Source organism: uncultured Nocardioides sp. (genome assembly GCF_947488025.1).
GTDB lineage: Bacteria > Actinomycetota > Actinomycetes > Propionibacteriales > Nocardioidaceae > Nocardioides.
Window position 1 is genome coordinate 170,170 of sequence record NZ_CANKYS010000006.1, and the last position, 25,978, is coordinate 196,147.

Sequence of the window (25,978 nt, forward strand, 5' to 3'; positions counted from 1 at the left end):
TCCGCCGCTCGTGAGCGTCCGGACGGGTGACCTCAGAACGGCGGCCAGGGGATGACGGGGTACGACGACGAGCGCGGGCCGGGGAACGTGCCTCGGGCCAGCAGCCGGGCGACCCGTCGCCTCGTGGTCGCGACCTCCTCCTCGGTGAGCAGCTCGCAGAGCGTCGTGCCGAGCGGACCGTCGAGAGCGGTGACGAGTCCGCGCAGGCCCTCGGCCTCCTCGGTGGTGATCGCGTCGCCCACGAAGCCCCACAGCACCGTGCGCAGCTTGTGCTCGACGTGGAACGTCAGTCCGTGGTCGACGCCGTGGCGGTGCCCGTCGGGCATCGGCAGGACGTGGCCGCCCTTGCGGTCGGCGTTGTTGACCACGACGTCGAAGAGCGCCATCCGGCGCAGGGGCGCGCTGTCCTCGTGGACCAGCGACACCGGCTGGTCGTGGGCGTCGAGACCGTCGAAGACGTGCCGGTAGCCCGGCGGGAGCTCGCCCTCGCCGACGATGTCGACAGGCGCTGCGTCCTCCACCTCGTCGCGCCACAGCTGCACCATGCCCGGACCGTGCGGTCCGTCACCGAGGACGGTCGGCGGCACGATGTCCCAGCCGAGCGCCTCGGAGACGGCGTACGACCCGACCTCGCGCGCGGCCAGCGTGCCGTGGGGGAAGTCCCAGAGGGGCCGCTCCCCCGCGATCGGCTTGTAGACCACCCGGACGCCGCCGAGCTCACCGACGAAGGTGGCGTTGGACGCGGGCAGCACGCGGCCGTGGAGCGTGAGCTCCCCCGTGGGGAAGCCGTCGGGCAGCTCAGGGGTCACGGCGCCGGAAGCCGTTGGCCCGCACGCACAGGTGTCCGTCCGGGTCGACGGGCTCGCCGCAGAACGGGCAGTCAGGACGCCCGGCGCCGATCACCGACAGCGAGCGCTCGACGAACGACCGGGCCGCGGCTGCGGTGATCCGGACCAGGAAGATCTCGTCGGGGTCGGGCTCGAGGAGGTCCTCGAGGTCCTCCTGGAGCTGCTCGGGCGAGACGACCGCGGCCTCGGTGAACGGGAACACCTCGATCACCACGCGCTCGTCGGCGCCGTCCCAGGACAGCGTCATCGTGCCGGCGCGGAACTCCTCCTCGATCGGCTGCTCGAGGGGCTGGGTGTCGGTGAGGTCGCGCGGCGCGATCGCCGGGATCATGACGTCGCCGCCCGCGGCGCGCATCAGCTCGTCGAGGAGCTCGTCGACACGCTCCGCGAGGGCCTGCACCTGCTGCTTCTCCAGCGAGACGCTCACCAGCCGCGCACCCTCTCGGGCCTGGAGGAAGAACGTGCGCTGGCCGGGCTCGCCAACGGTGCCGGCGACGAAGCGCTCGGGCGGGTCGAAGCGGTGCACGACGGGCATGCCACTCACCCTAGGACCTCGCTGGCTGAGGTCCGGCCCCTCCACCCACCTCGGCGTCCGAGCGCCGGGTGCGGGACGCGCGGCGGGCCTTCTTCGGCGGGGTCAGCCAGGACAGGTCGCCGGCGTGCGTGTTGGTGCCGATGACGAACGGCCGCGACTCGGTGTAGCGCACGACCGACACGGACGCCGGGTCCACGTGGATGCGCTGGAAGAGGTCGAGGTGGGTGCCGAGGGCGTCGGCGAGGATCGACTTGATGACGTCGCCGTGGCTGACCGCGACCCACACGGCGTCGTCACCGTGCTCGGCGGCCACCCGCGCGTCGTGGCGTCGTACGGCGGCCACCGCGCGGTCCTGCATGGCGCGCATGGACTCACCGCCGGGGAAGGTCGCCGCCGAGGGCTGCGCCTGGACGGTCCTCCAGAGCTTCTCCTTCGCGAGGTCCTTGAGCGGGCGCCCCTGCCACTCGCCGTAGTCGCACTCCGAGAGCTGCTTGTCGGTGCCGGCCCGCAGCGGCTCGCCCTGGCGGGTGGTGATCTCGCGGCAGGTCTCCCGGCAGCGCTCGAGCGGGCTGGTCACGGCCGCCGCGAGGCGTACGCCCGCCAGCCGCTCGCCGACGGCGACCGCCTGCTGCACCCCCGCGTCGTCGAGGTGGACGCCGGGCAGGCGCCCGGCGAGGACTCCGGTGGCGTTGGCCGTCGAGCGGCCGTGTCGCACGAGGATGACGGTGGGCATTCTCCAGAGGCTAGTGGGGCTAGCCTCAGCCTGTGATCGTCGACAACGCTCTCTACCACCGGGGCAGGCGGGTCCCGCTCGGTGACAGTGACGACCAGAGCCTCGGCTACGCCCGCGTCCCGTGCGACCCGGGCGACTTCCAGTGGATCGGCATCCACGACCCGAGCCCCGACGAGCTCGAGCTGATCGCACGCATCTTCGACCTGCACCCCTTGGCGGTCGAGGACGCCGGCGACTCCCACCAGCGGCCCAAGCTCGAGCACTACGGAGACACGCTCTTCCTCGTGCTCAAGACGCTCTGGTACGTCGACGAGGAGGACGCGGTCGAGACCGGCGAGATCAACATGTTCGTCGGCACCGACTTCATCGTCACCGTCCGCCACGGTGAGGGCATCGACCTCGCCGACTCCAGGCGTGACCTCGAGGAGCGAGCCCAGGTGCTCGAGCACGGCCCGATGGGTGTCATGTACGCCATCTGCGACCGCGTCGTCGACGAGTACGAGCGCGTCGGTGCCGCGCTCGAGGAGGACGTCGACGAGGTGGAGGAGTCGGTGTTCTCCCCCGCGCGCACCGACGACGCGAACCGCATCTACGTCCTCAAGCGCGAGATCGCGGAGGTGCGCCGCGCGGTCATGCCGCTGCGCGAGCCGATGCGCAAGTTCTCCATGCACTCCGACACCACGCCCACCATCCGCACGCCGATCCCGATCACGGCCGACACCGCGACGTACTTCCGCGACGTGGCCGACCACCTCCAACGTGTCTCGGAGGTCATCGACAGCCTCGACGTCCTGCTCTCCACGGCCTTCGACGGCCACCTGGCGCGGATCTCGGTCCAGCAGAACGAGGACATGCGCAAGATCTCCGCGGGTGCCGCGCTCGTCGTCGTACCGACCCTGATCGCCGGCATCTACGGCATGAACTTCGACCACATGCCCGAGCTGCACTGGACCTACGGCTACCCGTTCGCAATGGCGTTGATGATCGGCGTCGCGGGCGGGCTGTTCGCCCTGTTCAAGAAGTCCGGGTGGTTGTGACCCGACCTCTCGCCGCGCCGACCGCGTGGCGCGTGGTGTGGTGGTTCGGCTTCGTCAGCCTGGCCGCCGACATGGTCTACGAGGGCGCCCGCTCCGTCTACGGCCCGGTGCTCGCGGCGCTGGGTGCGTCCGCGGTGGTCGTCGGCCTCGTGACCGGCGCCGGCGAGGCCGTGGCCCTGGTGCTGCGCCTCGCCTTCGGCCCGCTCGCCGACCGCACCGGGCGCTACTGGTCACTGACGATCCTGGGCTACGGCCTCACCGCGGTCTGCGTGCCCCTGCTCGCCCTCGCACCGCGCCTGGGCGCCGCCGGGCTCGCCTTCGCGAGCACGATGATCCTGCTCGAACGCCTGGGCAAGGCGATCCGGTCACCGTCCAAGTCGGCCCTGCTCGCCCACGTCGCCTCGGCCGTGGGCCGCGGTCGCGGTTTCGGGGTGCACAAGGCGCTCGACCAGGTCGGCGCCTTCGCCGGGCCGCTGGTCGTGGCCGGCGTCGTCGCGGTCGCGTCCCTCTGGTGGGGACTCGCCGTGCTCGCCGTCCCGGGGGCGGTGGCCATGCTCCTCCTGCTCACGCTGCGCCGGCGCGTGCCCGACCCCAGCGTGTACGACGACACGCTGCCGCCGGCGGCCCCGGAGCACCCGGCCCCGCGCCGCGGCTGGTGGGCCGAGGTGGTCGGAGCGGGGCTGCCTCGCGAGTTCTTCCGCTACGCGGTGGCCGCGTCGCTGACGACGGGAGCCCTCGTCACCTTCGGCATCATCGGTTACCACCTCACCGTCGACGGTCTCCTCCCGGTCGCTGCCGTCCCGGTGGTCTACGCCGCCGCGATGGCGGTGGAGGCGGTGGCGGCGCTGGCCGTCGGGTCGGTCTTCGACCACGCCGGTCCGCGGGTGCTGCTCCTCGTCCCGGTCCTGGTCGCGCTCGTGCCTGCGCTGGCCCTCGGCCCGACCCTGGTCGCCGTCCTCGCCGGCGTCATCGCGTGGGGCGTCGCCCAGGGCGTCCAGGACTCGACGGTCAAGGCGGTGGTGGCCGACCTCGTCGAGGCGCCGCGCCGCGCGACGGCGTACGGCGTCTTCGCAGGGATCCAGGGACTGTTCGCGATCGTCGGTGGCGTCACCGCCGGCTGGCTCTACGACTGCTCGCTGCCCGCGCTCGTCGCCGTGGTCGCGCTCACCCAGCTCGTGGCGCTGGTCCTGCTGGCACACACGTTCCGGCGCTCGCGCGCTGCCGGCGCACCACGATGACGGCGACCGCCACCAGCCACAGGGGCATCAGCAGGTAGTTGACCAGCCCGCCGGGCGGGACGCCGGCGTTGCCGAGCGCGCCCAGCGCACCCATCACGATGCTCGTCACGGCGAACCACCGCGGGAGCACTGCGTTGGCGAGGCCACCGAGCCCGGTGGCGAGCATCGCCGCCGACAGGCCGATCCCCATGCCGGCGAAGCCGAAGAACGAGACCTGGCTCAGCACCCCGAGGGCCAGGTCGTCCCCGGCGTCGGCGGCACCGTTGACCAGGCCCCAGCTCCACACCACCATCTGCGAGAGCCCGGCAGCCGCCAGGAGCAGCCCGCCGTGGGCGACGGCGCTGTAGGTCGCCTCCCGCGCCTCGCCGGAGCGGAGGTGGGCCCGGAGGGCCGAGGCGAAGAACACCAGCGCGACGCCCATCACCACCAGGCAACCGATGGCCGCGTGGTTGCGCACGAGATCGGCCTGGATGACGTCGGTCGAGGCCCGCCCGGGCCTGGCCTCGGTGTCCGTGCGGAACAACGCCGACTGCCCGACCCACGCCAGCGCGGCGAGCACCCCGGTCCACGGAAGCGTCCTCTCGAACCTGCTGAGCGGCATGGCACTCCCCCTCACCCTCCGGCGACGGTCGCCGGTCGGGTCGACCCTGTGCCGCCGACCAGCCCGGGCGCACGGGCTCGGCGTCCCGGACCGGCCGGGAAGTGTTCCCGGGACCCATGACACGCCGCAATGCCTTCGGCACACTCGTGGGATGGACAACGCGGCGGTGGCGGTCGCGGCGGTCACGCCGCTGGTCCTCGGCGTGCTCGTCGTCGTACGTTCCGAGCGCCGGGCACTGGGGTGGCTGTTGGTCGCCCACGGCGTGTCCGTCGCGCTGCTCCTGGGCCGGTCGAGCAGCTGGGAGCAGGGTGACGCGACACCGGGCGACCTCGGTCGTGCCGGCCTGGTCGCCGACCAGCTGCTCGCCGGCGCGTGGGTGTTCCTGTTCCTGTGGCTGGTGCTGGTGGTCCACCTCCTGCCGGACGGCAGGCCCGGGTCCCGGCGGTGGCGTGCGGTCCTCGTCGCCGGCGTCGCGGGCGCTGCCCTGCTGGTCGTCGGCGCCGCGGGAGACCGGACCGGCTTCGCCGAGCGTCACGGTGGCGCGTCCGCTCCCCTGCCGTGGCTGCCGGAGTGGTTGTCGGGGGCCCTCGGCGCCACCGGGCTGGCCCTGACCGCCGCGCTGGTCTTCCTCTCCCCCGTCGTGGTGCGCTCGCGGTGGGCCACCGCGGACGAGCAGGGCCGCGACCAGCTGCTGTGGGTCGCGTGGGGTGCCCTGTCGGTGCCGCTCGGCCTCGCCGTGCTCTGGGCCAACCACGTCTGGCTCGGCGACGACGACGCCGTCACCGCCGCCGTGCTGGCCGGGATCAGCGTGGCGGTCCCGGCATCCATCGCGATCGCAGTGGTGCGGCACGGCCTGCTCGACATCCGGGTCGTCCTCGGGCGCACCCTGACCTACGGGATCCTGCTCCTCGCCGTCTCGCTGCTCTACGCGGCGCTGCTCCTGGCCACCCGTCGTCTCGTCGGCGACGCGACCGTCGGCGGCTGGCTCGCGGTGACCGTCGTCGCGGTCGCGGTGCACCCGGCCTACGTCTGGCTCCGCGAGCACCTCGAGCGCCGGGTGCACGGCTACCGCTCCCAGCCCCACCGGGCGCTGCGGCTGCTGGCCGACCGGGTCGAGCGCGCCGAGGTCACCCGCACGGTCGACGGGGACGGACCCGCGGGCGGGCCGTCGGGCGACCTGACCGGGGTCATCACCGAGGTCGTGGTCGAGGTGCTGCGCGCGGAGGCCGCCTGGATCGCGGACGTGGACGACGCGGACGAGGAGGTCGTAGCCCGGCCCGGAACCGTCCGGACGCCGATGGTGCACCGGGGCGAGCGGCTGGGCGACCTCGTCATCGCCGTGGCGCCCGGAGCGCGGCTGACACCACGCGACGAGCGGTTGCTGCACGACCTGGCGAGGTACGCCGCGGTGCTGGTGCACGCCGAGCGCCAGTCACGTCGCCTGAGCGCGTCGCGTGCCCGCATCGTGGCCGGGCGCGAGGAGGAGCGCCGACGCCTGCGCAACGACCTGCACGACGAGGTCGGCCCCACCCTCGCGGCCGTGGTGCTCCAGCTCGACGCCGCGCAGTCCCGGAACGACGACCGCGCCCGCGCGGCGCACCTGCAGGAGGCACGTGCCGGCGTCCGCGACGCCATCGCCGAGCTGAGGCGAGCGGTGGACGACCTCCGACCACCCGCGCTCGACGAGGTCGGTCTCGTCGGTGCCATCCGGCACCGGGCCGCCGCCCTGGCACTCGGTCTGGAGATCGAGGTGACCGGTCCCGACCCGCTGCCCGTGCTGCCGGCGGCGATCGAGGTGGCGGCGTTCCGCATCGCGTCCGAGGCGATGCTCAACGTCGTACGTCACGCGCGTGCGACGCGGTGTCACGTCGACCTGCAGGTGGCCGACGCGTGCGTCCTCACCGTCTCCGACGACGGCCGCGGGCACGTGCGCGACGCGAGCCGGGACGCGAGCCGGGACGGTGGTCTCGGCTGGACGTCGATGCGCGAGCGGGCGGCGGAGGTCGGCGGCACCTGCCAGGTCTCGGCGCGGCCGGGTGGTGGTGTGGTCGTGCGCGCGGAGCTGCCCGTCCGCGACCACGTCGCAGTCCCGCTCACGCGGAGCTCGGCATGACGCGGGTGCTGGTGGCCGACGACCACCCCGCCTACCGCCGTGGCCTGGAGGCGATGCTGCGCGACGTTGAGAGCATCGAGGTCGTCGGCGTGGCCGCCACGGGCCAGGAGGCGGTCGACCTGGCCGGTCGTATGGCGCCTGACGTGGTGCTCATGGACCTCCGGATGCCCGGCGTGGACGGCATCGAGGCCACCCGGAGGTTGATCGGCCACGACCCGACGGTCTCGGTCGTGGTGCTGACGATGCTCGACGACGACGGGTCGGTCTTCGCGGCCATGCGGGCCGGGGCGCGGGGCTACCTGCTGAAGGGCGCCGACCAGGACGAGATCGTGCGGGCGATCCGGGCCGCGGCTGCCGGTGAGGTGCTCCTGGGCCCCGAGGTGGCTCGCCGCGTCGTCACCCACTTCGCTACCGGTGCGTCCCCCGAGGACGTGGCACGGGCGCGATCCTTCCCGACGCTCACCGAGCGCGAGCGTCAGGTACTGCACCTCGTCGCCGCGGGAAAGGGCAACGCCGCTATCGCCCACGAGCTGACGATCAGCCTCAAGACCGTGCGCAACCACGTCTCCAACGTCTTCACCAAGCTGCAGGTCTCGGACCGCTCGGCGGCCATCGTCCGGGCGCGGGAGTCGGGCCTCGGCGGGGTGTCTCCCTGAGCCGGGTCAGGCGGTCAGCACCCCGGCGCTGAGCAGGGCGAGGACACCGGCGCCCAGCAGGATCCGGTAGATGACGAAGGGCGTGTAGGAGTTCGTGCTCACGTAGCGCAGCAGCCACGCGATGGCGGCGTAGCCGACGACGAAGGAGACGATCGTCGCGGTGATGGTGGGTCCCCAGCCGAAGTCGTTGTGCCCGTGGGGGATCTCCTTGAGCTCGAAGAGCCCGGCACCGACGACCGCGGGGATCGCGAGCAGGAAGGCGAACCGGGTCGCGGCCTCCCGCTCGAAGCCGAGGAAGCGGCCCATCGAGATCGTCGCCCCGGAGCGCGACACGCCGGGGATCAGGGCGAGGGCCTGCGCGATGCCCATCAGCACCGCGTCCTTGAGCGTGAGCTTGCCCAGCGGCCTGTCGGTGCGACCGACACGGTCGGCGATGCCGAGGACGATGCCCATCACGATGAGGGTGCAGCCGACGATCCAGAGGTTGCGGAAGTCCCGCTCGATGACGTCCTTGAGCAGCACGCCGAGCACCACGATCGGCAGCGAGCCGATGATGATGAACCAGCCCATCCGCGCGTCGATCGTGCCGCGGTACTCCGCCTTGAACAGCGAGCGCACCCACGCGCTGCCGATGCGCCAGATGTCCTTGCGGAAGTAGATCAGGACGGCGAGCTCGGTGCCGATCTGGATGACGGCCGTGAACGCCGCTCCCGGATCGCCCCAGCCGAACAGCTCGGGGAAGATGCGCAGGTGGGCGCTGCTCGAGATCGGCAGGAACTCGGTCAGCCCCTGGATGACGCCGAGGACCACTGCCTTGAGGAGATCGATCACAGGGCGTGAGCCTACGGGCGAGTCCCGTGCCGTCCGCGCACCACCCGTGGCTACCCTCACCACCATGCAGCAGCGTTCCCTCGGCGCGACCGGGCTCAAGGCCTCCCGGCTCGGCCTCGGCACCATGACGTGGGGCCGAGACACCGACGAGCACGAGGCGCGCGACCAGCTGGTCGCGTTCGCCGAGGCCGGGGGCACCCTGGTCGACACCGCCGCGGGATACGGCGACGGCGCCAGCGAGGAGCTGATCGGCACGCTCATCGGCGACGTCGTCGCCCGCGACGAGGTCGTCCTCGCCACCAAGGCGGGCATCTCCCGTCGTACGGGCGAGCGCGTCACCGACACGTCCCGCGGCCACCTGCTCACCACCCTCGACGCGTCGCTGAAGCGTCTCGGGGTCGACCACGTCGACCTGTGGCAGGTGCACGTGTGGACCGACGAGGCGCCGGTCGAGGAGACGCTCAGCGCGCTCGACCTCGCGGTCACCTCCGGCCGCGCCTCCTACGTCGGCATCTCCAACTACACCGGGTGGCAGACCGCGCAGGCCGCGACCTGGCAGCGGGCCGTGCCGGGTCGGGTGCCGCTCGCGTCGACCCAGGTGGAGTACTCGCTCCTCAACCGCCAGGTCGAGCACGAGGTGATCCCCGCCGCGCGGGCGCTGGGACTCGGCGTCCTGCCCTGGTCGCCGCTGGGCAGGGGCGTGCTCACCGGGAAGTACCGCACCGGTACGCCGTCGGACTCGCGCGCCGCCACCGAGCACTTCGCCCGGTTCGTGGGCGCCTACCTCGACGAGCGCGGCCGCGGGATCGTGGAGGCGGTCGCCCGTGCCGCCGACGGGCTCGGCTGGTCGCCGTTGGAGGTGTCGCTCGTGTGGGTGCGGGACCGGCCCGGGGTGACCGCCCCGATCGTCGGCGCCCGTACGGCCGCGCAGCTCAAGGGCGCGCTCGGCATCGAGGATCTGACGCTGCCGCCCGAGATCATCGACGCCCTTGACGACGTGTCGGCCGACTGAACGCACCCCCTTCGAGGAGACGGGAGAGAACATGGCCAGGATCCAGCGCCGCCCGCCGGGCCGCGGAGTGGAGTGGGAGTTCGAGACGCTCGTGCTGCCCGAGGACTTCTCCCGCAACGTCGTCACCCGCGTGCTCGTCGATCGCGCCGAGCACGGTGGCTGGGAGCTCGACCGGCTCCGCATCGGCAACGACGGCAAACGGCGCGTCGTCCTGCGGCGCAAGATCATCCGGCAGCGGCTCACCCTCTTCGCCGGCTGACCCGGCCCACCCACCGCTCCGGTGTCCCGGGCCCATGGGGCGCGGAACCCATGGACATCTCGCACGTGCCGTGGTGGAGTCGAGGGGCGGGGCCGTCCCGGCCCCGGTGAGGGGATGAGGACATGGCGACACGCAGGCACAAGCCGGATCTCGGGATCGTGGAGCTGGCGGTCGACCCGGCCGACGTGGACCGGGAGACCTACCCCGTGCGGATCAGGCTGACCCGACCGTTGACGACCCACGAGGCGGACGGGCTGGCGTCGATCGAGCCAGGCATCCGCAGCGAGGGCGACGCGATCGTGCTGCCCGCGGCCCGTCTGGACGACGTCGCGCGCGACGTCGACGCCTGGACGGCCCGTCTCGAGCGCGTGCAGACGCGCGCCGACCAGCTCGACGGCGAGACGTTGATGGCCGACCAGCGGCGCTGGCAGGACCACGAGCGGCACGCACCGCACCTGCAGAGCCAGCAGGTCAACGACCGCGGCCTGCACTGAGGTGTGACCGCCGGCGTCAGGGCTACCAGCCCGACGAGCCCGGAACGCCCTTGAACGGGCCGGTCACCCGCGAGGTGATCCAGCCGCCGTAGAAGCTGCCCGGCTGCGGCTCAACGACCTCGCCGTCGACCGTGCACCGTTCGACGCGGCCCGGATAGAGCGCCACGTGGTCGACCAGCGCCTCGAAGCCCTTCGACGGGGTCGGGTAGGTCCAGGCCACGGCCGGGAGCACCTCGTCGCCGACCACGAGGTCGTAGTAGGCCGCCTGGCCCTTCCACTCGCACCACGACGCGCCCTGCCCCGGCCTCAGCACACCGTCGGCGAAGTCCGCGGCCGGCAGGTAGTACGTCGGCGGGTGGCTGGTCTCCAGCACCCGCAGGCTCGCGGTGGTGTCGGCGACGACGAGGCCACCGTGGGTGACCACGACGTGCTCGCTGCTCGGGTCGACCCGCGGCGGGCGGGGGTAGTCCCACACGGACTCGGTCATGCCGCCAATGTACGGAACGGCCCCTACGCCTCCAGGTCGCGAGACGCGAGCCACGCGCGGCCGCGACGATCCGAGGCCTGCGCGAGCCAGGCCTCCTCGATCACCTCGACGAGCTCGTCGCGCGCGATCTCCGCCACCCGGGAGGTGCGCAGCAGCACCGACGCATGACCGTCGAAGTGCGCCGTCGTGAAGAACGGCAGGCGCTCGTCCTGCAGCAACGCCTGCTTGTCCCCCTCGGAGGCGACCCAGATGACCACGACGTCGTCGTAGCGCTCACCAGTCTCGGGGTCCACCGCGTCGGGTCGTGGCGTCCGGAAGAACACGAACGACTTGCCACCCACCTGGTAGACGGGGTTCTTCTCCGGGCGTACGACGGTCACGTGGGGCATCGCACGAGCGGTCGCGTGGATGTCGTCGACCGTCGCCGGGCGGCTCACGTCGGCTCCTCGCCCGGCGGGTAGGCACGCACCGCGACCTGGAAGTCCGCGACGGCACGTCGGGCCTCGAACCGCAGTCGTTCCGCTTCCAGCTCGGGTTCCTCCGGCTGGGGCGTGGCACACGGGTGGAGGTCGTAGGTGTCGTACACCAGGAACGGAGCGTCCACTGCCCCCGCCTGCGAGATCGCGTGGAGCAGGTGCAGTGCGGCTCCGGCGAAGGATCCGTAGGGGATGGTCACCAGCTCGCCCCAGTCCGCTTCTGTCATCACGATCTCGACCTCGCGCCGGTCGATCGTGAGCCGGAGCCGGCCCGGAGTGTCGGCGTCGACGTCGACGTCGCCGAGGGTGCCGAGCAGCGTGAGCAGGCGCTCCCACAGCCGCTCGTAGCGCTGCATCAGGCGCTCGCAGCCTCAGCCCGCTCGCGCAGCGCCTCGACCATCGCATCGGGGTCGTCGGCGGAGTAGACCGCGGACCCGGCGACGAAGACGTCGGCTCCTGCCTCGGCGCACCGCTCGATGGTCTCCAGCGAGACCCCGCCGTCGACCTGCAGCCACGTCTCCACGCCGTGCTTGCGCATCAGCTCGCGGGCGGTGCGGATCTTGGGCAGGCACAGGTCGAGAAACTTCTGGCCGCCGAAGCCGGGCTCGACGGTCATGATCAGCACCATGTCGAGCTCGGGCAGCAGCGCCTCGTAGGGCTCGATCGGCGTCGCGGGCTTCAGCGCCATCGACGCACGCGCCCCCTGGGCGCGGATCTCACGCGCCAGGCGTACAGGCGCCTTGGCAGCCTCGGCGTGGAAGGTGACCGACCCGCACACCTCGGCGTACGCCGGTGCCCACCGGTCGGGGTCCTCGATCATCAGGTGCGCGTCGAGCGGCTGGGACGCGTGCTTGCCGAGCGCCTCGATGACCGGCAGGCCCAGCGTCAGGTTGGGGACGAAGTGGTTGTCCATGACGTCGACGTGCACCCAGTCGGCGCTGGGGATCCGGGCCACCTCGTCGGCGAGGCGCGACAGGTCGGCGTTGAGGATGCTCGGCGTGATCTGGATGCCCACGGGGCGAGCCTAGTGACCCTCGGGGCCGTCGAGGCGCGCGGCACGGCTCCCGGCCGGTACGACGACGTGGAGCGCGTTGCGATCCACCTCGAACGTCGCGGTCGTGGTGGCCGCGATCTCGCCGTCGAGGTTGACCGGCAGCGGCTCGTCGGTGACCAGGCGCAGGCGCCGGGTGGTGACGTGGTGGACCCGGTCGTGCTCGACGAGGTGGCCGGTCCGGAGCAGCCGGGCGACGGACACGTGGTCGCGCAGCCGCCCCTGCTCGACGGCGTACACGTCGAGGAGGTGGTCGTCGATGGACGCGTCGGGGGCGACGGTCAGCCCGCCACCGTAGTGCCGGCCGTTGCCGACCGCGACCTGCATGAGGTCCGCGAGCTCCAGCGTGGTGCCGTCATCGAGCTCGAGGCGGGCGGCGAACGGCCGGTGGGAGCGGTAGGCCACGAGGGTCGCCGCCGGGTAGGCGAAGCGGCCGAGCCGCTGCTTGAGCGCCGGGGTCAGCCGCTGGGTGACGGCGACCGACAGCCCGACCGAGGCGACGTTGAGGTAGGCGCGCCCGTCGACGCGTCCGAGGTCCACGTCGACGACGTGACCGTGGACGAGCGTGTCGACCGCTGCAGCGAGGTCGCCGGGGATCTCCAGCGTGCGCGCGAAGTCGTTGGCGGTGCCCAGCGGCAGCACGCCGAGGGCGCTCGGGGTGTGGGCGACCATCGCGGCCGCGCAACCGATCGTCCCGTCGCCGCCGCCGACCACGAGGAGGTCCGGCTCGGACTCGACGGCGATCGCCAGCGCCTCCAGGAGCTCGGGACCGCCGTGTGCCGGGTGCACCGTCACGTCGTCCGACACGCCACGCATCGCTGCCTCGACCAGCGGCAGCGCCCGTGCGCCCTGACGGGCTGCCGTGTTGACGACGACCGCGATCCGGTCGGTGCGGGGCTGGGCGGACCTGTGCTGCTGCATGCCCCGACGGTAGGTCGCGTGCGTGAGAGGACGATGAGGACGACCTGTGCGCCGGCTGTGCTGTTCCCCGGACAGGTGCGGGTCACAGCGACGAGGATCGGCGCATGGGCCTCTTCTCACGTCGCAAGCCTGACCCGTCGGTCGCCTGGCAGCCGCCGCAGCGTCCCGGCTGCACCTGCCCCCGTCACCTCGACGACGACCTGCTGCGCACGGTGGTGCCGTACTCGACCTCGCTCGCCGAGGACCTGGGGTACGCGCCCACACCGGTCACGGTCACCGACCTGCTGGGGCCGGGCGGGTTGTCGGTGCAGCCCGCGCTGGACGACGAGCAGGTGCCGGGCCAGCCGGCGGACCTCACGTGGAGCCTCGGCGTGTACGACGACGCGCGCGCCCACTACGACGACCTGGACGACGGCGCCGAGGTCGACCTCGACGTCGCGCTGGCCGGGCAGCCGGGCGTCGAGCGGGTCGAGTGGGCCGACCGCGAGGTGTTCCTCCTCGCCGCACCGACGTTGTGCGCTGACGGGGTCCTCGCGACGGCTGCGCTCACCCTGCTCGATGACCGGGTGCGTTCGCGCTGAGGCCGTCGGTGTCGCGCTGCTGGCCCTCCAGCAGCGAGGTGTCGTGTGCGGCTGTGAGCGGCCCGCCCGCCGCACCGGTGTTGACGACGCCCGTCGGCTCGAGGAGCAGCAGGCTGACCTCTTCCTCGGCCACCGGGCAGTGCTCGACGCCACGCGGGACGACGTAGAGCTGACCCGGTCCCAGGACGACGTCACCGTCCCGGAGTCGGATCGTGAGCCGCCCCGACACGACGAGGAACAGCTCGTCGGTGTCGGGATGGTCGTGCCAGACGAACTCGCCCTGCACCTTCACGAGCTTGACCTCGTAGTCGTTGAGGAGTGCCACGACCTTCGGCGACCAGTGGTCGGAGAACGACGACAGCCTCTCTCCGATGTCGACGACCCGCGGTCGCGGGCGGTCGTCCAGGGAATCGAGGATGGCGTCCATCTCCGTGGTCGTGGCCGCGTCCCGGGCCTCCACCTCCTGGGTGTCGACGAGCTCCATCGCGTCGAGCCACCGGATGGCTCGACGTTCCTGTCCCAGCGAGCGGTAGCGGATCCAGGCCCGGCGGACCTCCTCCGGCTGGTCGTCCATGACCGACCGGAAGCGGCGGAACGCACCGCGACCCGTGAGCGCGTCCTCCAGCCGACGCCGTAGGCGGGCGTCGGCGACATGGTGGGCGAAGAGCGCCATGTCGCGGTAGGCGCCGCGCGAGCCCTCGCCCGCGACGAAGACCCATCCCTTCTCGGCCGGGTCGTCCTCGTCGTCGGTCCCGTGGTCGTCGTCGACGGCCGGCCACACCTCGCCGGTCTCGGGGTCCAGGTGACCACCCGGGAAGGGCTGATCGTCCAGCAGGTCGCCCAGCCCCTGGAGGTCGACGGCGTCGAGGTCGAACATCACTCCTCCTCCGGCTCCGGTGGGGCCTGCGCGCCCTCTGCCTCGTCGCGGTCGGCCCACTCCAGCAGCGGTGCGATGTCGAACGGGTGGTGGTCGATGTCGGCGTGCAGGTCACCGGTCGCGGCGAACCGCTCCGGCATGGTGAAGATCGTGAAGTCGTCGGGCCGGCAGTCGTCGACCTCGTCCCACCGGATCGGTGCCGACACGCGCGCCTCCGGGACACCGCGCACCGAGTAGGCGGCGGCGACCGTGTGGTCGCGGGCGTTCTGGTTGTAGTCGACGAAGAGCTGGGCGGGGTCGCGGTCCTTGCGCCACCACGCCGTCGTGACCTCTCCCCCGGCTCGTCGCTCGACCTCCCGGGCGAACGCCAGCGCGCCGCGGCGTACGTCCTGGAAGCCGTGGTCGGGCGGGATCCGCACGTAGACGTGCATCCCAGACCCGCCACTGGTCTTCGGGAAGCCGACGGCACCGAGCTCGTCGAGCACCTCGTGGGCGACGTGGGCGACCCGCTGCACGGTGGCCCAGTCGCACTCCGGCCCCGGGTCGAGGTCGATGCGCCACTCGTCGGGCTTCTCGGTGTCGGCGCGCCGGCTGTTCCACGGGTGGAACTCGACCGTCGACATCTGCACCGCCCAGATGACGCTGGCGAGCTCGGTCACGCACAGCTCGTCGGCCGTGCGCTTCCACCGCGGGAAGAACAGCTGGACGGTCTCGACCCACTCGGGCGCTCCGGCCGGCAACCGCTTCTGGTGCACCTTGTCGCCGGCCAGGCCCTTGGGAAACCGGTGCAGCATGCACGGGCGCTCGAACAGCGCGTTGACGATCCCGTCGCCGACCGAGAGGTAGTAGTGCACCAGGTCGAGCTTGGTCGCGCCGTCCGGTGCCGCGTCGGTGGGCGGGAAGTAGACCCGTTCGGGGTTGGTGACCTTGACGACCCGGTCGTCGACCTCGACCTCCGTGAACGGCGACGCCATGTCCGGGAGCCTAGCCGGGAGCCCGGACGCCGGGGTCCGTCACTGCTGCGCGGGAGCCTCGGACTCGCCCGGCTGGCCACCCTGCTGGTCGCCCTGCTGGTCGCCCTGCTCGTCGCCCTGCTGGTCGCCCTGCTCGTCGCCCTGCTGGTCCTGGCCCTCCGGCTGCGGTGGCGGGGTCTGCTCAGCCTGCTTCTCGACCGTCACCGTGACGGTGTCGGACCAGCCCTCGTCGGCGTACTGGCCCTGCGGACGGTGCCAGCGGAACTCCGTGGTCTCCGTGACGGGTACGGCGACGCGGGCCACGCCGTCGCGGCCGGCGAGGACGGGCTTGCCGACCGCCGCCCACTGGCCGCCGGGGGCACGCGACTCCAGCACGAGCGGGTCACCGGTCACCCGACCGGAGCCGTCGGTGACGCGTCCGGTGAGCTCGACGTCCTGACCCGGCTCGGCCTGCTGCCTCGAGGCAGCGACGGTGGTCGTGAGCGAGACGCCCTCGAAGTCGAAGGTCGAGCCGGACGCGCGCACGGCATCCAGGTTGAAGGCCTTGCCGTCACAGCCGAAGCCCGTGACCGCGAAGCCCGAGCCGTCGCCGTGCTGGGCGGCGAACTGCGCGGCGGTGGCGGATCCCACCTGGTCGACGGTGGCGCCGGAGGCGAGGTCGACCAGTGCCCAGTCGTAGGTCAGCGCGGCCGAGGACACCGTGGTCCACGAGCCGGCGGGCGCGGACAGGGCCGCCCGCCCGCGCCAGGCGGTGCCAGCCGGGCTCTGTCGGGTGACGGCCATGACCCACGAGACGCCGGTGCTGCCACCGGTCGCGGCGACCGCCACCGAGGTGTCGAGGCCGGCGAGCGACCCGAAGGCGGCGTAGGGACCGGCTGCGCTGCCCGCGGCTGACGGGACGAGGCCCAGCGACCGTCGCCCGAGCGGGGCGGCGTAGGGCCCCAGGTTGATCCGGGAGGCGGGAGCAGCGGCGGCGCCCAGCAGGTCGGCACAGCCGACATAGGTCAGGTAGACGTCGGGATCGCCGGTGGCGGGTCCCGCCACCGTGTGCGAACCGCCCACGGCGTGCGCGGGACTGCCGACCACGGTCGTTCCCATGGTCAACGTCAAGGTGGTGGCGGCCACGGCCGTCATGATGCTGCGCACGTGCATGGATTCCTGCTCCCCGTGACACGACGCACCCCTCCGGTGCGCCGAGCTGACTCCATCATGCTGGTCAGAGCAAAGGATGTGAACCGTCCACACACGGAAGTCACCCCAATTGGTGGCCGATCCACGGACAACCTTGGGTCGGGCTGTGGCCTCGGCCCTTCGGAGGCGAGGGGCTGTCCGAGGTACCGACTAGGTTGGGCGCCATGCCGCTGCGGGGTCAGGACGTCGCTCGCCACCCCGTGCGCCGCGTCGAGGCGCGTGCCGGCCATGAGCTCGCCGCGCACCGCTACCCCGCGTCCATCCCCGCCGTCACCCAGGTGCTGCGTGACGGCCTCGACCTCGGCCCCGGGGTCACCTTCCTGGTCGGCGAGAACGGCTCCGGCAAGTCGACGCTGGTCGAGGCCGTCGCCATCGCGTTCGGCCTCTCGCCCGAGGGTGGCAGCACGCACAGCCGCCACTCCTCACGTGCCACGGAGTCGCCGCTCGGCGACGCGCTCCAGCTCGCGCGGGGAGCCGGGGCGAGCAAGTGGGGGTTCTTCCTGCGCGCCGAGACGATGCACGGCTGGTACTCCTACATCGAGGACCACCCGAGGACGAGTGGTGACGACGACGTCGCCTTCCACGAGATGAGCCACGGCGAGTCGTTCCTGGCAGTGCTGGAGTCGCGGTTCACCGGGCAGGGCTTCTACTGCCTCGACGAGCCGGAGGCCGCGTTGTCGTTCTCCTCCACGCTGGGGCTCGTCGCCACGCTGCAGCGCGTGGTCGCCCGTCGCGGCCAGGTGCTCTGCGCCACCCACTCCCCCGTGCTCGCCGCCATGCCGGGCGCCCGCATCCTGGAGGCCGGGCCGTGGGGGCTGCGCGAGTCCGCCTGGGAGGATCTCGAGGTCGTGGACCACTGGCGGCGCTACCTCGCCGAGCCGTGGTCCTACCTGCGCCACCTCCAGGACGGCTGAGCCAGGCTCGACGTCCGCTCGTCAGGCCCGGCGCCGGACGGTCGCCGCGAACATTGCGTCGGTGCCGTCGCGGTGCGGCCACAGCTGGAAGCGGTCGACCTCGTCGGTGTCACCGCGGCGCTCGAGCACGGCGCGTACGACGTCGCTGGTCTCCGCGACCACCGGCGAGCAGGTCGCGTAGACCACCACCCCACCGGGGCGCACCGACTCCAGCGCGGCATCGAGCAGCACCTGCTGGATCGCGACCAGCTCCTCGACGTCGTGGGGCGTGCGCCGCCAGCGCGACTCGGGACGTCGACGGAGGGCACCGAGCCCCGAGCAGGGCGCGTCGACGAGCACGCGGTCGAAGGTGCCCGGCAGCCAGGCGGGACGCATCCCGTCCCCGGCAAGCACGTGGGCGGACCCGCGCGGCGTGGCGCGCAGGGCGGAGGAGACCAGCGCGGCCCGGTGGGGTTGCCGCTCGTTGGCGACGAGCACGGCCCCGCGCTGCGCGGCGAGGGCAGCCAGCAGGGCCGCCTTGCCGCCCGGTCCGGCGCACAGGTCGAGCCACCGCTCGTCCCGTCCGTCCACCGGAGCGTCGGCGAGCGCGAGCGCCACGAGCTGCGAGCCCTCGTCCTGCACGCCCGCACGGCTCTCGGCGACCGCGGGGACGGCGGCCGGGTCGCCACCGGCCAGCGTGACGGCGTACGGCGACCGGCCGGTGCGCGTGCCACCGGCGGCCTCGAGCTCCTCGAGCGTCGCCATGCCGGGGCGGGCGACCAGCGTGACCCGCGGCGGGGCGTTGTCGGCCTCCAGCAGCGCGTCGAGCTCGTCGTCGGTGCCCTCGGTCGCGGCCAGCGCCTCACCGAGCGCCTCGACGACCCAGCGCGGGTGCGAGCGCGCGACGGCCAGGTGGCCGAGCGGGTCGTCGTTCCGGTCCGGGGCGACCTCGGCGACCCAGGCGTCGAGGTCGCGACGGCTGATCGCACGCAGGACCGCGTTGACGAGGCCGGCAGGTCCCTGGCCGACGGTGGCGCGGACGAGGTCGACGCTGGTCGAGATCGCCGCGTGGTCGGGGACCCGCATGGAGAGCAGCTGGTGGGTGCCGAGACGCAGGACGTCGCGCACCTCGGGCTGGAGCCGCGGCTTGGTCAGGCAGGCGTCGATCACCGCGTCGTACAACCCGTGCATCCGGATGGCCCCGGACGACAGCTCGGTCGCGAGCGCGGCGTCTCGGCCCTGGAGACCGTGCTTGCGCAGCACCTGGGGCAGCACGAGGTTGGCGTAGGCGTCGTCGGTGCGCACGGCCGTGAGCACGTCGAGCGCCGCGCGGCGCGCCTTGTCGACGGGGCGGCGGCGCTCACCCACCGAGGTGCTCCCGCACGAGCCGCTTGGGCGCCCTGGCCGCCCAGGCGTCGGTGATGATCTCCTCCAGCTCGTCACGGCCGATCTCGCCGAGCCGGGACTGCTGCACGAGGACCGCGGCGTAGCCCCGGAAGTGGTCGATGGTGAAGAACGGCGTGGACTCGTCCGCGACCAACGCGTGCTTCTCGACCTCGGTCGGCGTCGTGATGACGACCAGGTCGTCGTACATCTCCCCCGTCACCGGGTCGACCGCGCTCCTGTGGGGCGCGCGGTAGAGCACGAACCCTCGGCCCTTGTCGCCGCGCGGCACCTTCCAGGTGGGCCGGTCGCCCCAGGAGATGCCGAGCTCGGTCTCCGGCAGGCTGCCGCAGATCTCGTCGACGTCCTCGGGCCGAGCGGGCCGGCTCACGACGGGGCGTCCTGCTCACCGAGTCGTACGCCCGACTCCAGGCGCACGCCGCGGGCCCAGTCGGCGGCGGCCATCTGCTTCTTGCCGAACGCCTTGACCTGGCCCAGCTCGACGGGCGTGGTGGCGGTGCCGACGAAGACGGCGTTCTTGGTGACCTCCAGGACGCCGGGCTCGAGCGCCTCGCGGTCGACGGGGCGCACCGGACCGATCTTGATCCGCTCGCCCTCGAAGGTGCTCCAGGCGCCCGGGGCGGGGTCGCAGGCGCGCACCTGCCGGTCGATGGCGACCGCGGGGTGGGTCCAGTCGATCCGCGCGTCGTCGACGACGATCTTCGGCGCGAACGAGACGCCGTCCTCGGGCTGCTCACGCGCCTCGAGGGTGCCGTCCTCGATCCCGTCGAGGGTCTGCACCAGCAGACCTGCCCCGCCTTCGGCGAGGCGGGCGAGGAGGTCGCCCGCGGTGTCGGTGGGCCGGATCGTCTCGGTCATCACGCCGAAGACCGGTCCGGCGTCGAGCGCCTTGACGATGCGGAAGGTCGTCGCGCCGGTGACCTCGTCACCGGCCCACAGCGAGTGCTGCACGGGCGCGGCGCCACGCCAGGAGGGCAGCACCGAGAAGTGCAGGTTGATCCAGCCGTGCGGCACCAGGTCGAGCGCCGACTGCGGGAGCAGCGCGCCGTAGGCCACGACGGGACAGGCGTCGGGACGCAGCGCCGCGAGGGCGGCCTGGAAGTCCGGGTCGCGCGGGTGCTCGGGCTTGAGGACGGGTACGCCGAGCTCCTCCGCCCGCTGCGCGACCGGGCTGGCGACCAGCTTGCGACCGCGGCCGCTCGGGGCGTCGGGGCGGGTGACGACGCCGACCAGCTCGTGGCGGCTGGCGGCGATCGCGTCGAGGGCGGGCACGGCGACCTCGGGGGTACCGGCGAACACGACGCGCATCAGCTGGTGACCTTCATCGGGCGAATCCGTTCGTCGGGTGTGGGGAGAGCCGGACCGTCGGCCGCTCCAGGCCGAACCAGTCCGACTCGCGGATCTCCTTCATCGCAGCCTTGCGTGCGGCCGTGTCGAGCTTGTCGATGAAGAGGATGCCGTCGAGGTGGTCGGTCTCGTGCTGCATGGCGCGGGCGAGCAGCTCCGAGGCCTCGATGTGCTGCGGCTCGCCGTACATGTCGAACCCGGTGGCGACCACCGACAGCGCGCGCAGGCAGTCGTAGGTCAGCTCGGGCAGCGAGAGGCACCCCTCGGCGCCGTCCTGCGTCTCGTCGGAGAGCTCGAGGGACGGGTTGACCAGGTGGCCGACCTCGCCCTCGACGTTCCATGTGAAGACCCGCAGGCCCACGCCGATCTGCGGTGCCGCGAGGCCCGCGCCCGGGGCTGCGAGCATCGTGTCGGTCAGGTCGGTGACGAGCTGGCGGACCTCGCGGTCGAAGTCGTCCACCTCCACCGCGCGCTGGCGCAGCACGGGATCGCCGAAGAGACGGATGGGCTGGACGGCCACGGAGCTCCTTCGCTCGCTGGGTGGGATCGATCTGTGGGGTCGATCGAGCAGTGGCCAAGTCTAGGGAAGCGCACCGGGTGGCGCATGGCCGGTGGTCGGCGGGCAGCCGGGTGCCATGACGCTCGGGGGGCGAGGCGCCGTACGGGCGACAGCTCGTCCCCGGACGCATGGCTGCGGATCTGGATGACGCTGACCGCCCGGCAGTGGCCGTACGACGTCCGCACCGGACCGCGACGCGCCGGGCGGGTCAGATGGTGAGGGGGTCGACCTGGATCCGGACGGGGTCGAGCTTGCGGGCCGAGCGGACCCGCTGGAGGTCGCCGAGGGAGCGGGAGAGCGCCTCTCCGCTCGAGCGCGGGACGCGGAGCAGCACCCGGTGCTCGTCGTCTGCCGGGACCGGACCGAGCACCTCTGCCCCGTCCGGCAGGTCGAGCAGGTGCAGGACGTCGTCGAGGGCGCCGAGGTCGCCGGTGACCGTCGCCAGCCGGGCGGCCGGCGGGAGGTGCGCCTGGGAACGCTCGTGGGCCTCGCGGCGAGCGAAGCCGGCGGGGTCCCACCGGACCAGCGCCTGCAGCGCGGGGTGCGCCGGGTCGCCCACCGCCACGACGTGGCCGCCGGGACGCACCAGGACTGCCGCGTTGAACCACCGGCGCAGCGCCTCCTCCGCGACGCGCAGGTCGTCGCGGGCCAGGCTCAGCCAGGTGTCGAGGACGACGACGGCCGCGTAGCCCTCGTCGGCGACGGGCTCGGCCCCGACGGTGGCGACGACGAGGTCGGCCGACGCACCGACCCGGTCGACCACCCGGTCACCGCTGGAGCTGCGGACCGTGGTGCCCGGGAACATCCGGCCCAGCTCCTCGGCCGTGCGGGCCTCCCCGCGTACGGGTGCGCGCAGCCCGTGACCACCGCAGGTCGGGCATGCCCACGCCCGCTCGACGTGGCCGCACCACCGGCAGTGCGGCGGCACCGCAGGACCGTCGACGACCAGGGGTCCGGTGCACACCGGGCACCGGGCGGGCGAACGGCAGGTGTCGCACGCCAGCGAGGCGGCGTAGCCGGCGCGGGGGGTCTGCACGAGCACCGGCCCGGTCGCGAGGCCGTGGCGGATGGCGTCGTACGCGGCGCGCGGCACGCGGGTGCCGACGGAGCGGTCCTCGGCCGGCACCACCTCGACGCGGGCCCGGCGGCGCAGCACCTCGCGGGGAACGGCCAGCTCGTGCGCCCAGCCGGTGGTGACGAGCTGCTGGGCCTCGGGGGTGCGGGCCACGCCGCCGAGGAGCGCCGCCGTGCCCTGCTGCCCGGCCCGCAGGAGGAGCACCTCGCGGGTGTGCGGGTAGGGAGCCCGGGGCTCGGCGTGGAGGTCGTCGCCGTCGTCCCACAGCACGACGAGCCCGAGGTCGTGCACCGGTGCGAAGGCGGCCGATCGAGTGCCGACGACGATGCGCCGCGCCCCGCGGGAGACGGCGAGGAAGTCGCGGTAGCGCGCGGCCGGGCCCCCGTCGGCGGTCAGGCACACGTGGTGCCCCTCCCCCAGCAGGTGCGACAGGGCGGCGTCGACCCGGGCGACGTCGCGCCGGTCGGGCACGCAGACCAGCGCACCCCGCCCCGAGGCGTACGTCGTCGCGACCGCCTCCGCGACCATGGCGGGCCAGTCGTCCCCGGGTGCGGCCGCCCAGACCGCCCGTGGTGCCTTCCCGGTCCCGAGGTGGCCCAGGAACGCGTCGGCGTGTGCGACCTCCGACCAGGCCGTCGGCGTGCCGAGCGCCGGCGCCTCGGGAGCGGGCGTCGAGGCGACCTTTTCGGTGGCGGCGTGGCGGGGTGGCACGGCCAGCCGCAGCACGTCGGACCGGGCACCGGCGTACCGCCGGGCGAGCGTCTCGCTGAGCTCGACGATCTCGGGTGCGAGCACCGGCTCGGGGCTCACCACCCGGCGCAGCGGCTGGAGGGTGCCGGTGTGGTCGGTGCTGCCGGCGCGCTCCACGACGTAGCCGTCGACGTCCTGGCCGGCGAAGCGCACCTTCACCCGGGCCCCCGGGACGGCCGACTCGGCCATCGCGACGGGAACGGCGTAGTCGAACGGGCGGTCGAGGTGGGCGAGCGCGATGTCGACCAACACCCGGGCGACGGGGTCGGTCTCGGCGGGCTGCCACGCCGCGGCCTTGCGGCGGCGGGTGGCGGCTGCCTTCGCCCGGGCGTCGTCGACGGCAGCACGAAGCCCCGGGAGCATCTCTGCTTCCGGGGCTTCGTGGGACGACATGCGGCAGATTCTGTCAGCGGGTGCCGACAGCCCGACCTGGTGGGGAACTCCGACGCCTGGTGGGGGTTGTTTGCCCCTCGAAGTGGCGGACTCCCCGCTCGAGCGGGGACTCTGCGAGAGGGGGGGGCGCCCGCAAGAGGATCAGATGCCGGCGGCGGCCTTGAGCTTGTCGGCGCGGTCGGTGTTCTCCCAGGTGAACTCGGGGAGCTCGCGGCCGAAGTGGCCGTAGGCCGAGGTCTGGGCGTAGATCGGGCGGAGCAGGTCGAGGTCGCGGATGATCGCGGCGGGACGGAGGTCGAACACCTCGAGGACGGCGTCCTGGATCTGCTCGTCCGGGACGACGCCGGTGCCGAAGGTCTCGATGAACACGCCGACGGGGGCGGCCTTGCCGATGGCGTAGGCGACCTGCGCCTCGCAGCGGGTGGCCAGGCCGGCGGCCACGACGTTCTTGGCGACCCAGCGCATCGCGTAGGCGGCTGAGCGGTCCACCTTCGAGGGGTCCTTGCCGGAGAAGGCGCCACCGCCGTGGCGGGCCATGCCGCCGTAGGTGTCGACGATGATCTTGCGGCCGGTGAGCCCGGCGTCGCCCATCGGGCCACCGATCACGAAGGTGCCGGTGGGATTGATGAGCACCCGGTAGCCCTCCGAGGGCAGGTCGACGTCGGCGAGCACGTAGTCGATGACGTGCTGCTTGATGTCGGCCTCGAGCTGCGCGTGCTCGACGTCGGGGTCGTGCTGGGTCGAGAGCACGACGGTGTCGATGCGCAGCGGGCGGTCGTTCTCGTCGTACTCGATGGTGACCTGGGTCTTGCCGTCGGGACGGAGGTAGCCGAGCGTGCCGTCCTTGCGGACCTCGGTCAGGCGCTGGGCGAGCCGCTGGGCGATGGTGATCGGGAGCGGCATCAGCTGCGGGGTGTCGTCGCAGGCGTAGCCGAACATCAGGCCCTGGTCGCCGGCGCCGCGCTTGTCGAGCTCGTCCTCCGACGACCCGACGCGGGACTCGTGGCCGGCGTCGACACCGGCGGCGATGTCGCTCGACTGGGCGCCGATCGCGACCTGCACGCCACAGGTCGTGCCGTCGAAGCCCTTGTCCGAGGAGTCGTAGCCGATGTCGAGGATCGCCTTGCGGACGATGTCGGCCACCGGGGCGTAGGCACCCGTGCGGACCTCACCGGCGACCACGACGAGGCCAGTGGTCAGCAGCGTCTCGACGGCCACCCGGAGGTTGGCCTTGTCGGGGTCCGCGGCCATCAGGTGGTCGAGGACCGAGTCGCTGATGCGGTCGGCGATCTTGTCTGGGTGACCCTCGGTCACGGACTCGGAGGTAAAGAGGCGTCCAGCCACGTCGTCACTCGCTTCTTCTGTCGAACGGTTCGGTCAAACGTACCTGCTGACCAGCATCCGGGACGCGTGTCTCACCCGACGAATCGCCGGGCGACCTCGTCCCAGATGACGTGGGCGAGCACGGTCTTGGACCCGCGCGGCACGTCCACGGTCGCACCGTCGGCGGCCAGGACGACAGCCTCGTTGTCGGCGCTGCCGAAGACCGCGCCCCCGCTGACGTCGTTGACGACGAGGAGGTCGCAGCCCTTGCGGGCGAGCTTGGCCCGCCCGAGGTCGAGCACCGTGCCGGTGGCGTCACCGGTCTCGGCGGCGAAGCCCACGATGACGGCGTCGTCGCGGGCCCGGTCGTGGGAGATCTCGGCCAGGATGTCGGGGTTCTGCGTCAGCTCGATGGCCGGCGCCGACCCGTCGTCGGCCTTCTTGATCTTGGCCTCGCTCACCCCGGTGGGACGGAAGTCGGCAGGGGCTGCGGCCATCACGACCGCGTCCGCCGTGGCGGTCGCGGCGACCACGGCCTCGCGCAGCTGCGCGGTCGTCTCGACGCGTACGACGTTCACGCCGGCCGGGTCGGGCAGCGTCACGTTGGCGCTCACGAGGGTGACGTGGGCGCCCCGGGAGGCCGCCGCCCGGGCGAGGGCGTAGCCCTGCAGCCCCGAGGACCGGTTGCCGAGGAACCGGACCGGGTCGAGGTACTCCCGGGTGCCGCCGGCCGAGACGACCACCTTGCGCCCGGCGAGGTCCTGCGCGGCGTCGGCGCCGCGGTCGAGCAGCCCGCGCACGAGCTCGAAGATCTCGGCGGGCTCGGGCAGGCGACCCTTGCCGGTGTCGGCGCCGGTGAGCCGGCCGACGGCGGGCTCGATGACGACCACGCCGCGCTCGCGCAGGGTGGCGACGTTGGCCTGGGTCGCGGGGTGCTCCCACATCTCGGTGTGCATCGCCGGTGCGAGGACGACCGGGCACCGGGCGGTGAGGAGGGTGTTGGTGAGCAGGTCGTCGGCCAGGCCGTGGGCCGCACGGGCCAGCAGGTCGGCGGTCGCCGGCGCGACCACGACCACGTGGGCCTGCTGGCCGATGTGGACGTGGGGCACGGCGTGGACGTCGGTCCACACGTCGGTGGCGACGGGCTTGCCCGACAGGGCCGACCAGGTCGGCGCGCCGACGAACTGCAGGGCCGAGGCCGTGGGCACGACGGTGACGTCGTGCCCCGACTCGGTGAACCGGCGCAGCAGCTCGCAGGCCTTGTAGGCCGCGATCCCGCCGGAGACCCCCAGGACCACCTTGATGGTCACCAGGAGGCT

The 25,978-nt window shown here is 73.1% G+C and carries 29 protein-coding genes; 9 read left to right on the plus strand and 20 right to left on the minus strand.

Features of this window, described 5'->3' with window-relative positions; all coding sequences use genetic code 11:
* Positions 1 to 32: 32 nt before the first annotated feature.
* Genes Q1B24_RS12205 through Q1B24_RS12215 form a run of 3 tightly spaced genes read right to left on the minus strand, consistent with a single transcriptional unit; the run spans position 33 to position 2,116 of the window.
* Entirely contained in the window at positions 33 to 809 is a 777-nt protein-coding gene (locus Q1B24_RS12205; protein ID WP_299928597.1) for an SCO1664 family protein, read from the minus strand.
* Positions 799 to 1,383, minus strand: a complete 585-nt coding sequence (locus tag Q1B24_RS12210) for a DUF3090 domain-containing protein (RefSeq protein WP_299928601.1) — start codon at positions 1,381 to 1,383, stop codon at positions 799 to 801. The genes Q1B24_RS12205 and Q1B24_RS12210 overlap by 11 nt, the downstream gene beginning before the upstream one ends.
* Before the next feature lie 10 nt (positions 1,384 to 1,393).
* The gene (locus Q1B24_RS12215; protein WP_299928604.1) at positions 1,394 to 2,116 is read right to left on the minus strand and encodes a histidine phosphatase family protein; all 723 of its coding nucleotides are present in this window, start codon (positions 2,114 to 2,116) and stop codon (positions 1,394 to 1,396) included.
* Between the two features lie 32 nt (positions 2,117 to 2,148).
* On the opposite strand from Q1B24_RS12215, the gene corA reads away from it, so the two are divergent.
* Both corA and Q1B24_RS12225 read left to right on the plus strand, forming a co-directional pair.
* The gene (gene corA, locus Q1B24_RS12220) at positions 2,149 to 3,153 is read left to right on the plus strand and encodes a magnesium/cobalt transporter CorA (RefSeq protein WP_299928608.1); all 1,005 of its coding nucleotides are present in this window, start codon (positions 2,149 to 2,151) and stop codon (positions 3,151 to 3,153) included.
* Complete coding sequence (locus tag Q1B24_RS12225) at positions 3,150 to 4,391, plus strand: MFS transporter (protein WP_299928611.1); 1,242 nt, start codon at positions 3,150 to 3,152, stop codon at positions 4,389 to 4,391. The genes corA and Q1B24_RS12225 overlap by 4 nt, the downstream gene beginning before the upstream one ends.
* On the opposite strand, the gene Q1B24_RS12230 is transcribed toward Q1B24_RS12225, so the two are convergent.
* Positions 4,318 to 4,992 (minus strand): hypothetical protein, encoded by a 675-nt coding sequence (locus Q1B24_RS12230; protein ID WP_299928614.1) that lies wholly within the window; start codon positions 4,990 to 4,992, stop codon positions 4,318 to 4,320. The two genes, Q1B24_RS12225 and Q1B24_RS12230, sit on opposite strands and share 74 nt — an antisense overlap.
* 151 nt (positions 4,993 to 5,143) lie before the next feature.
* On the opposite strand from Q1B24_RS12230, the gene Q1B24_RS12235 reads away from it, so the two are divergent.
* Together Q1B24_RS12235 and Q1B24_RS12240 are read left to right on the plus strand one after the other, a co-directional pair.
* A complete protein-coding gene (locus Q1B24_RS12235; RefSeq protein ID WP_299928617.1) occupies positions 5,144 to 7,105 on the plus strand; it encodes a sensor histidine kinase in 1,962 nt (653 codons plus the stop codon).
* Positions 7,102 to 7,761, plus strand: a complete 660-nt coding sequence (locus Q1B24_RS12240; protein ID WP_299928620.1) for a response regulator transcription factor — start codon at positions 7,102 to 7,104, stop codon at positions 7,759 to 7,761. The genes Q1B24_RS12235 and Q1B24_RS12240 overlap by 4 nt, the downstream gene beginning before the upstream one ends.
* A 6-nt stretch (positions 7,762 to 7,767) precedes the next feature.
* Here Q1B24_RS12240 and Q1B24_RS12245 read toward each other — a convergent pair whose 3' ends face one another.
* The gene (locus Q1B24_RS12245; RefSeq protein WP_299928867.1) at positions 7,768 to 8,589 is read right to left on the minus strand and encodes an undecaprenyl-diphosphate phosphatase; all 822 of its coding nucleotides are present in this window, start codon (positions 8,587 to 8,589) and stop codon (positions 7,768 to 7,770) included.
* 67 nt (positions 8,590 to 8,656) lie between these two features.
* On the opposite strand from Q1B24_RS12245, the gene Q1B24_RS12250 reads away from it, so the two are divergent.
* The 3 genes from Q1B24_RS12250 (at position 8,657) to Q1B24_RS12260 (ending at position 10,357) form a co-directional block, all read left to right on the plus strand.
* Complete coding sequence (locus Q1B24_RS12250) at positions 8,657 to 9,604, plus strand: aldo/keto reductase (protein WP_299928623.1); 948 nt, start codon at positions 8,657 to 8,659, stop codon at positions 9,602 to 9,604.
* A gap of 31 nt (positions 9,605 to 9,635) precedes the next feature.
* A complete protein-coding gene (locus Q1B24_RS12255; RefSeq protein WP_299928626.1) occupies positions 9,636 to 9,863 on the plus strand; it encodes a DUF5703 family protein in 228 nt (75 codons plus the stop codon).
* 122 nt (positions 9,864 to 9,985) lie between these two features.
* Positions 9,986 to 10,357 carry a hypothetical protein gene (locus Q1B24_RS12260; protein ID WP_299928630.1) on the plus strand — a complete coding sequence of 124 codons (372 nt, stop codon included), beginning with the start codon at positions 9,986 to 9,988 and terminating at the stop codon, positions 10,355 to 10,357.
* A gap of 22 nt (positions 10,358 to 10,379) precedes the next feature.
* Here the strand turns inward: Q1B24_RS12260 and Q1B24_RS12265 are convergent, their stop codons facing one another.
* From Q1B24_RS12265 to Q1B24_RS12285, 5 genes are read right to left on the minus strand one after another with little or no spacing between them, the layout of a single operon-like run.
* Complete coding sequence (locus Q1B24_RS12265; protein WP_299928632.1) at positions 10,380 to 10,844, minus strand: DUF427 domain-containing protein; 465 nt, start codon at positions 10,842 to 10,844, stop codon at positions 10,380 to 10,382.
* Positions 10,845 to 10,867: 23 nt separating this feature from the next.
* Positions 10,868 to 11,281: an MmcQ/YjbR family DNA-binding protein gene (locus tag Q1B24_RS12270; protein ID WP_299928635.1), complete on the minus strand. Its 414-nt coding sequence runs from the start codon at positions 11,279 to 11,281 to the stop codon at positions 10,868 to 10,870.
* Positions 11,278 to 11,676 (minus strand): hypothetical protein, encoded by a 399-nt coding sequence (locus Q1B24_RS12275; protein WP_299928638.1) that lies wholly within the window; start codon positions 11,674 to 11,676, stop codon positions 11,278 to 11,280. Before Q1B24_RS12275 ends, Q1B24_RS12270 begins: the two co-directional genes overlap by 4 nt.
* Entirely contained in the window at positions 11,676 to 12,335 is a 660-nt protein-coding gene (gene rpe / locus Q1B24_RS12280; protein WP_299928641.1) for a ribulose-phosphate 3-epimerase, read from the minus strand. Before rpe ends, Q1B24_RS12275 begins: the two co-directional genes overlap by 1 nt.
* 9 nt (positions 12,336 to 12,344) lie before the next feature.
* Positions 12,345 to 13,292, minus strand: coding sequence for a lipid kinase (locus tag Q1B24_RS12285; protein WP_299928644.1), 948 nt, complete (start codon positions 13,290 to 13,292; stop codon positions 12,345 to 12,347).
* Between the two features lie 104 nt (positions 13,293 to 13,396).
* On the opposite strand from Q1B24_RS12285, the gene Q1B24_RS12290 reads away from it, so the two are divergent.
* A complete protein-coding gene (locus tag Q1B24_RS12290) occupies positions 13,397 to 13,873 on the plus strand; it encodes a hypothetical protein (protein WP_299928647.1) in 477 nt (158 codons plus the stop codon).
* Here Q1B24_RS12290 and Q1B24_RS12295 read toward each other — a convergent pair.
* Genes Q1B24_RS12295 through Q1B24_RS12305 form a run of 3 tightly spaced genes read right to left on the minus strand, consistent with a single transcriptional unit; the run spans position 13,839 to position 16,876 of the window.
* Positions 13,839 to 14,750, minus strand: coding sequence for a UPF0158 family protein (locus tag Q1B24_RS12295; protein WP_299928650.1), 912 nt, complete (start codon positions 14,748 to 14,750; stop codon positions 13,839 to 13,841). The genes Q1B24_RS12290 and Q1B24_RS12295 overlap by 35 nt on opposite strands.
* Entirely contained in the window at positions 14,750 to 15,724 is a 975-nt protein-coding gene (ligD, locus tag Q1B24_RS12300; RefSeq protein ID WP_299928653.1) for a non-homologous end-joining DNA ligase, read from the minus strand. Before ligD ends, Q1B24_RS12295 begins: the two co-directional genes overlap by 1 nt.
* 39 nt (positions 15,725 to 15,763) lie before the next feature.
* A complete protein-coding gene (locus tag Q1B24_RS12305; RefSeq protein ID WP_299928656.1) occupies positions 15,764 to 16,876 on the minus strand; it encodes a hypothetical protein in 1,113 nt (370 codons plus the stop codon).
* Between the two features lie 203 nt (positions 16,877 to 17,079).
* On the opposite strand from Q1B24_RS12305, the gene Q1B24_RS12310 reads away from it, so the two are divergent.
* Entirely contained in the window at positions 17,080 to 17,829 is a 750-nt protein-coding gene (locus Q1B24_RS12310; RefSeq protein WP_299928659.1) for an AAA family ATPase, read from the plus strand.
* 21 nt (positions 17,830 to 17,850) lie between these two features.
* Here the strand turns inward: Q1B24_RS12310 and Q1B24_RS12315 are convergent, their stop codons facing one another.
* The 7 genes from Q1B24_RS12315 to coaBC all read right to left on the minus strand — a co-directional run bounded on the left by Q1B24_RS12315 (position 17,851) and on the right by coaBC (position 25,969).
* Positions 17,851 to 19,176 carry a transcription antitermination factor NusB gene (locus tag Q1B24_RS12315; RefSeq protein WP_299928662.1) on the minus strand — a complete coding sequence of 442 codons (1,326 nt, stop codon included), beginning with the start codon at positions 19,174 to 19,176 and terminating at the stop codon, positions 17,851 to 17,853.
* The gene (locus tag Q1B24_RS12320; protein ID WP_299928665.1) at positions 19,169 to 19,582 is read right to left on the minus strand and encodes an MmcQ/YjbR family DNA-binding protein; all 414 of its coding nucleotides are present in this window, start codon (positions 19,580 to 19,582) and stop codon (positions 19,169 to 19,171) included. Before Q1B24_RS12320 ends, Q1B24_RS12315 begins: the two co-directional genes overlap by 8 nt.
* A complete protein-coding gene (gene fmt / locus Q1B24_RS12325) occupies positions 19,579 to 20,520 on the minus strand; it encodes a methionyl-tRNA formyltransferase (RefSeq protein WP_299928668.1) in 942 nt (313 codons plus the stop codon). Before fmt ends, Q1B24_RS12320 begins: the two co-directional genes overlap by 4 nt.
* Positions 20,521 to 20,533: 13 nt before the next feature.
* Positions 20,534 to 21,079, minus strand: coding sequence for a peptide deformylase (def, locus tag Q1B24_RS12330; RefSeq protein WP_299928671.1), 546 nt, complete (start codon positions 21,077 to 21,079; stop codon positions 20,534 to 20,536).
* A 247-nt stretch (positions 21,080 to 21,326) separates the two neighbouring features.
* Positions 21,327 to 23,336 carry a primosomal protein N' gene (locus Q1B24_RS12335; RefSeq protein WP_299928685.1) on the minus strand — a complete coding sequence of 670 codons (2,010 nt, stop codon included), beginning with the start codon at positions 23,334 to 23,336 and terminating at the stop codon, positions 21,327 to 21,329.
* A gap of 141 nt (positions 23,337 to 23,477) precedes the next feature.
* Complete coding sequence (metK, locus tag Q1B24_RS12340; RefSeq protein WP_299928688.1) at positions 23,478 to 24,680, minus strand: methionine adenosyltransferase; 1,203 nt, start codon at positions 24,678 to 24,680, stop codon at positions 23,478 to 23,480.
* 71 nt (positions 24,681 to 24,751) lie between these two features.
* A complete protein-coding gene (gene coaBC, locus Q1B24_RS12345; protein ID WP_299928691.1) occupies positions 24,752 to 25,969 on the minus strand; it encodes a bifunctional phosphopantothenoylcysteine decarboxylase/phosphopantothenate--cysteine ligase CoaBC in 1,218 nt (405 codons plus the stop codon).
* Positions 25,970 to 25,978 lie beyond the last annotated feature (9 nt).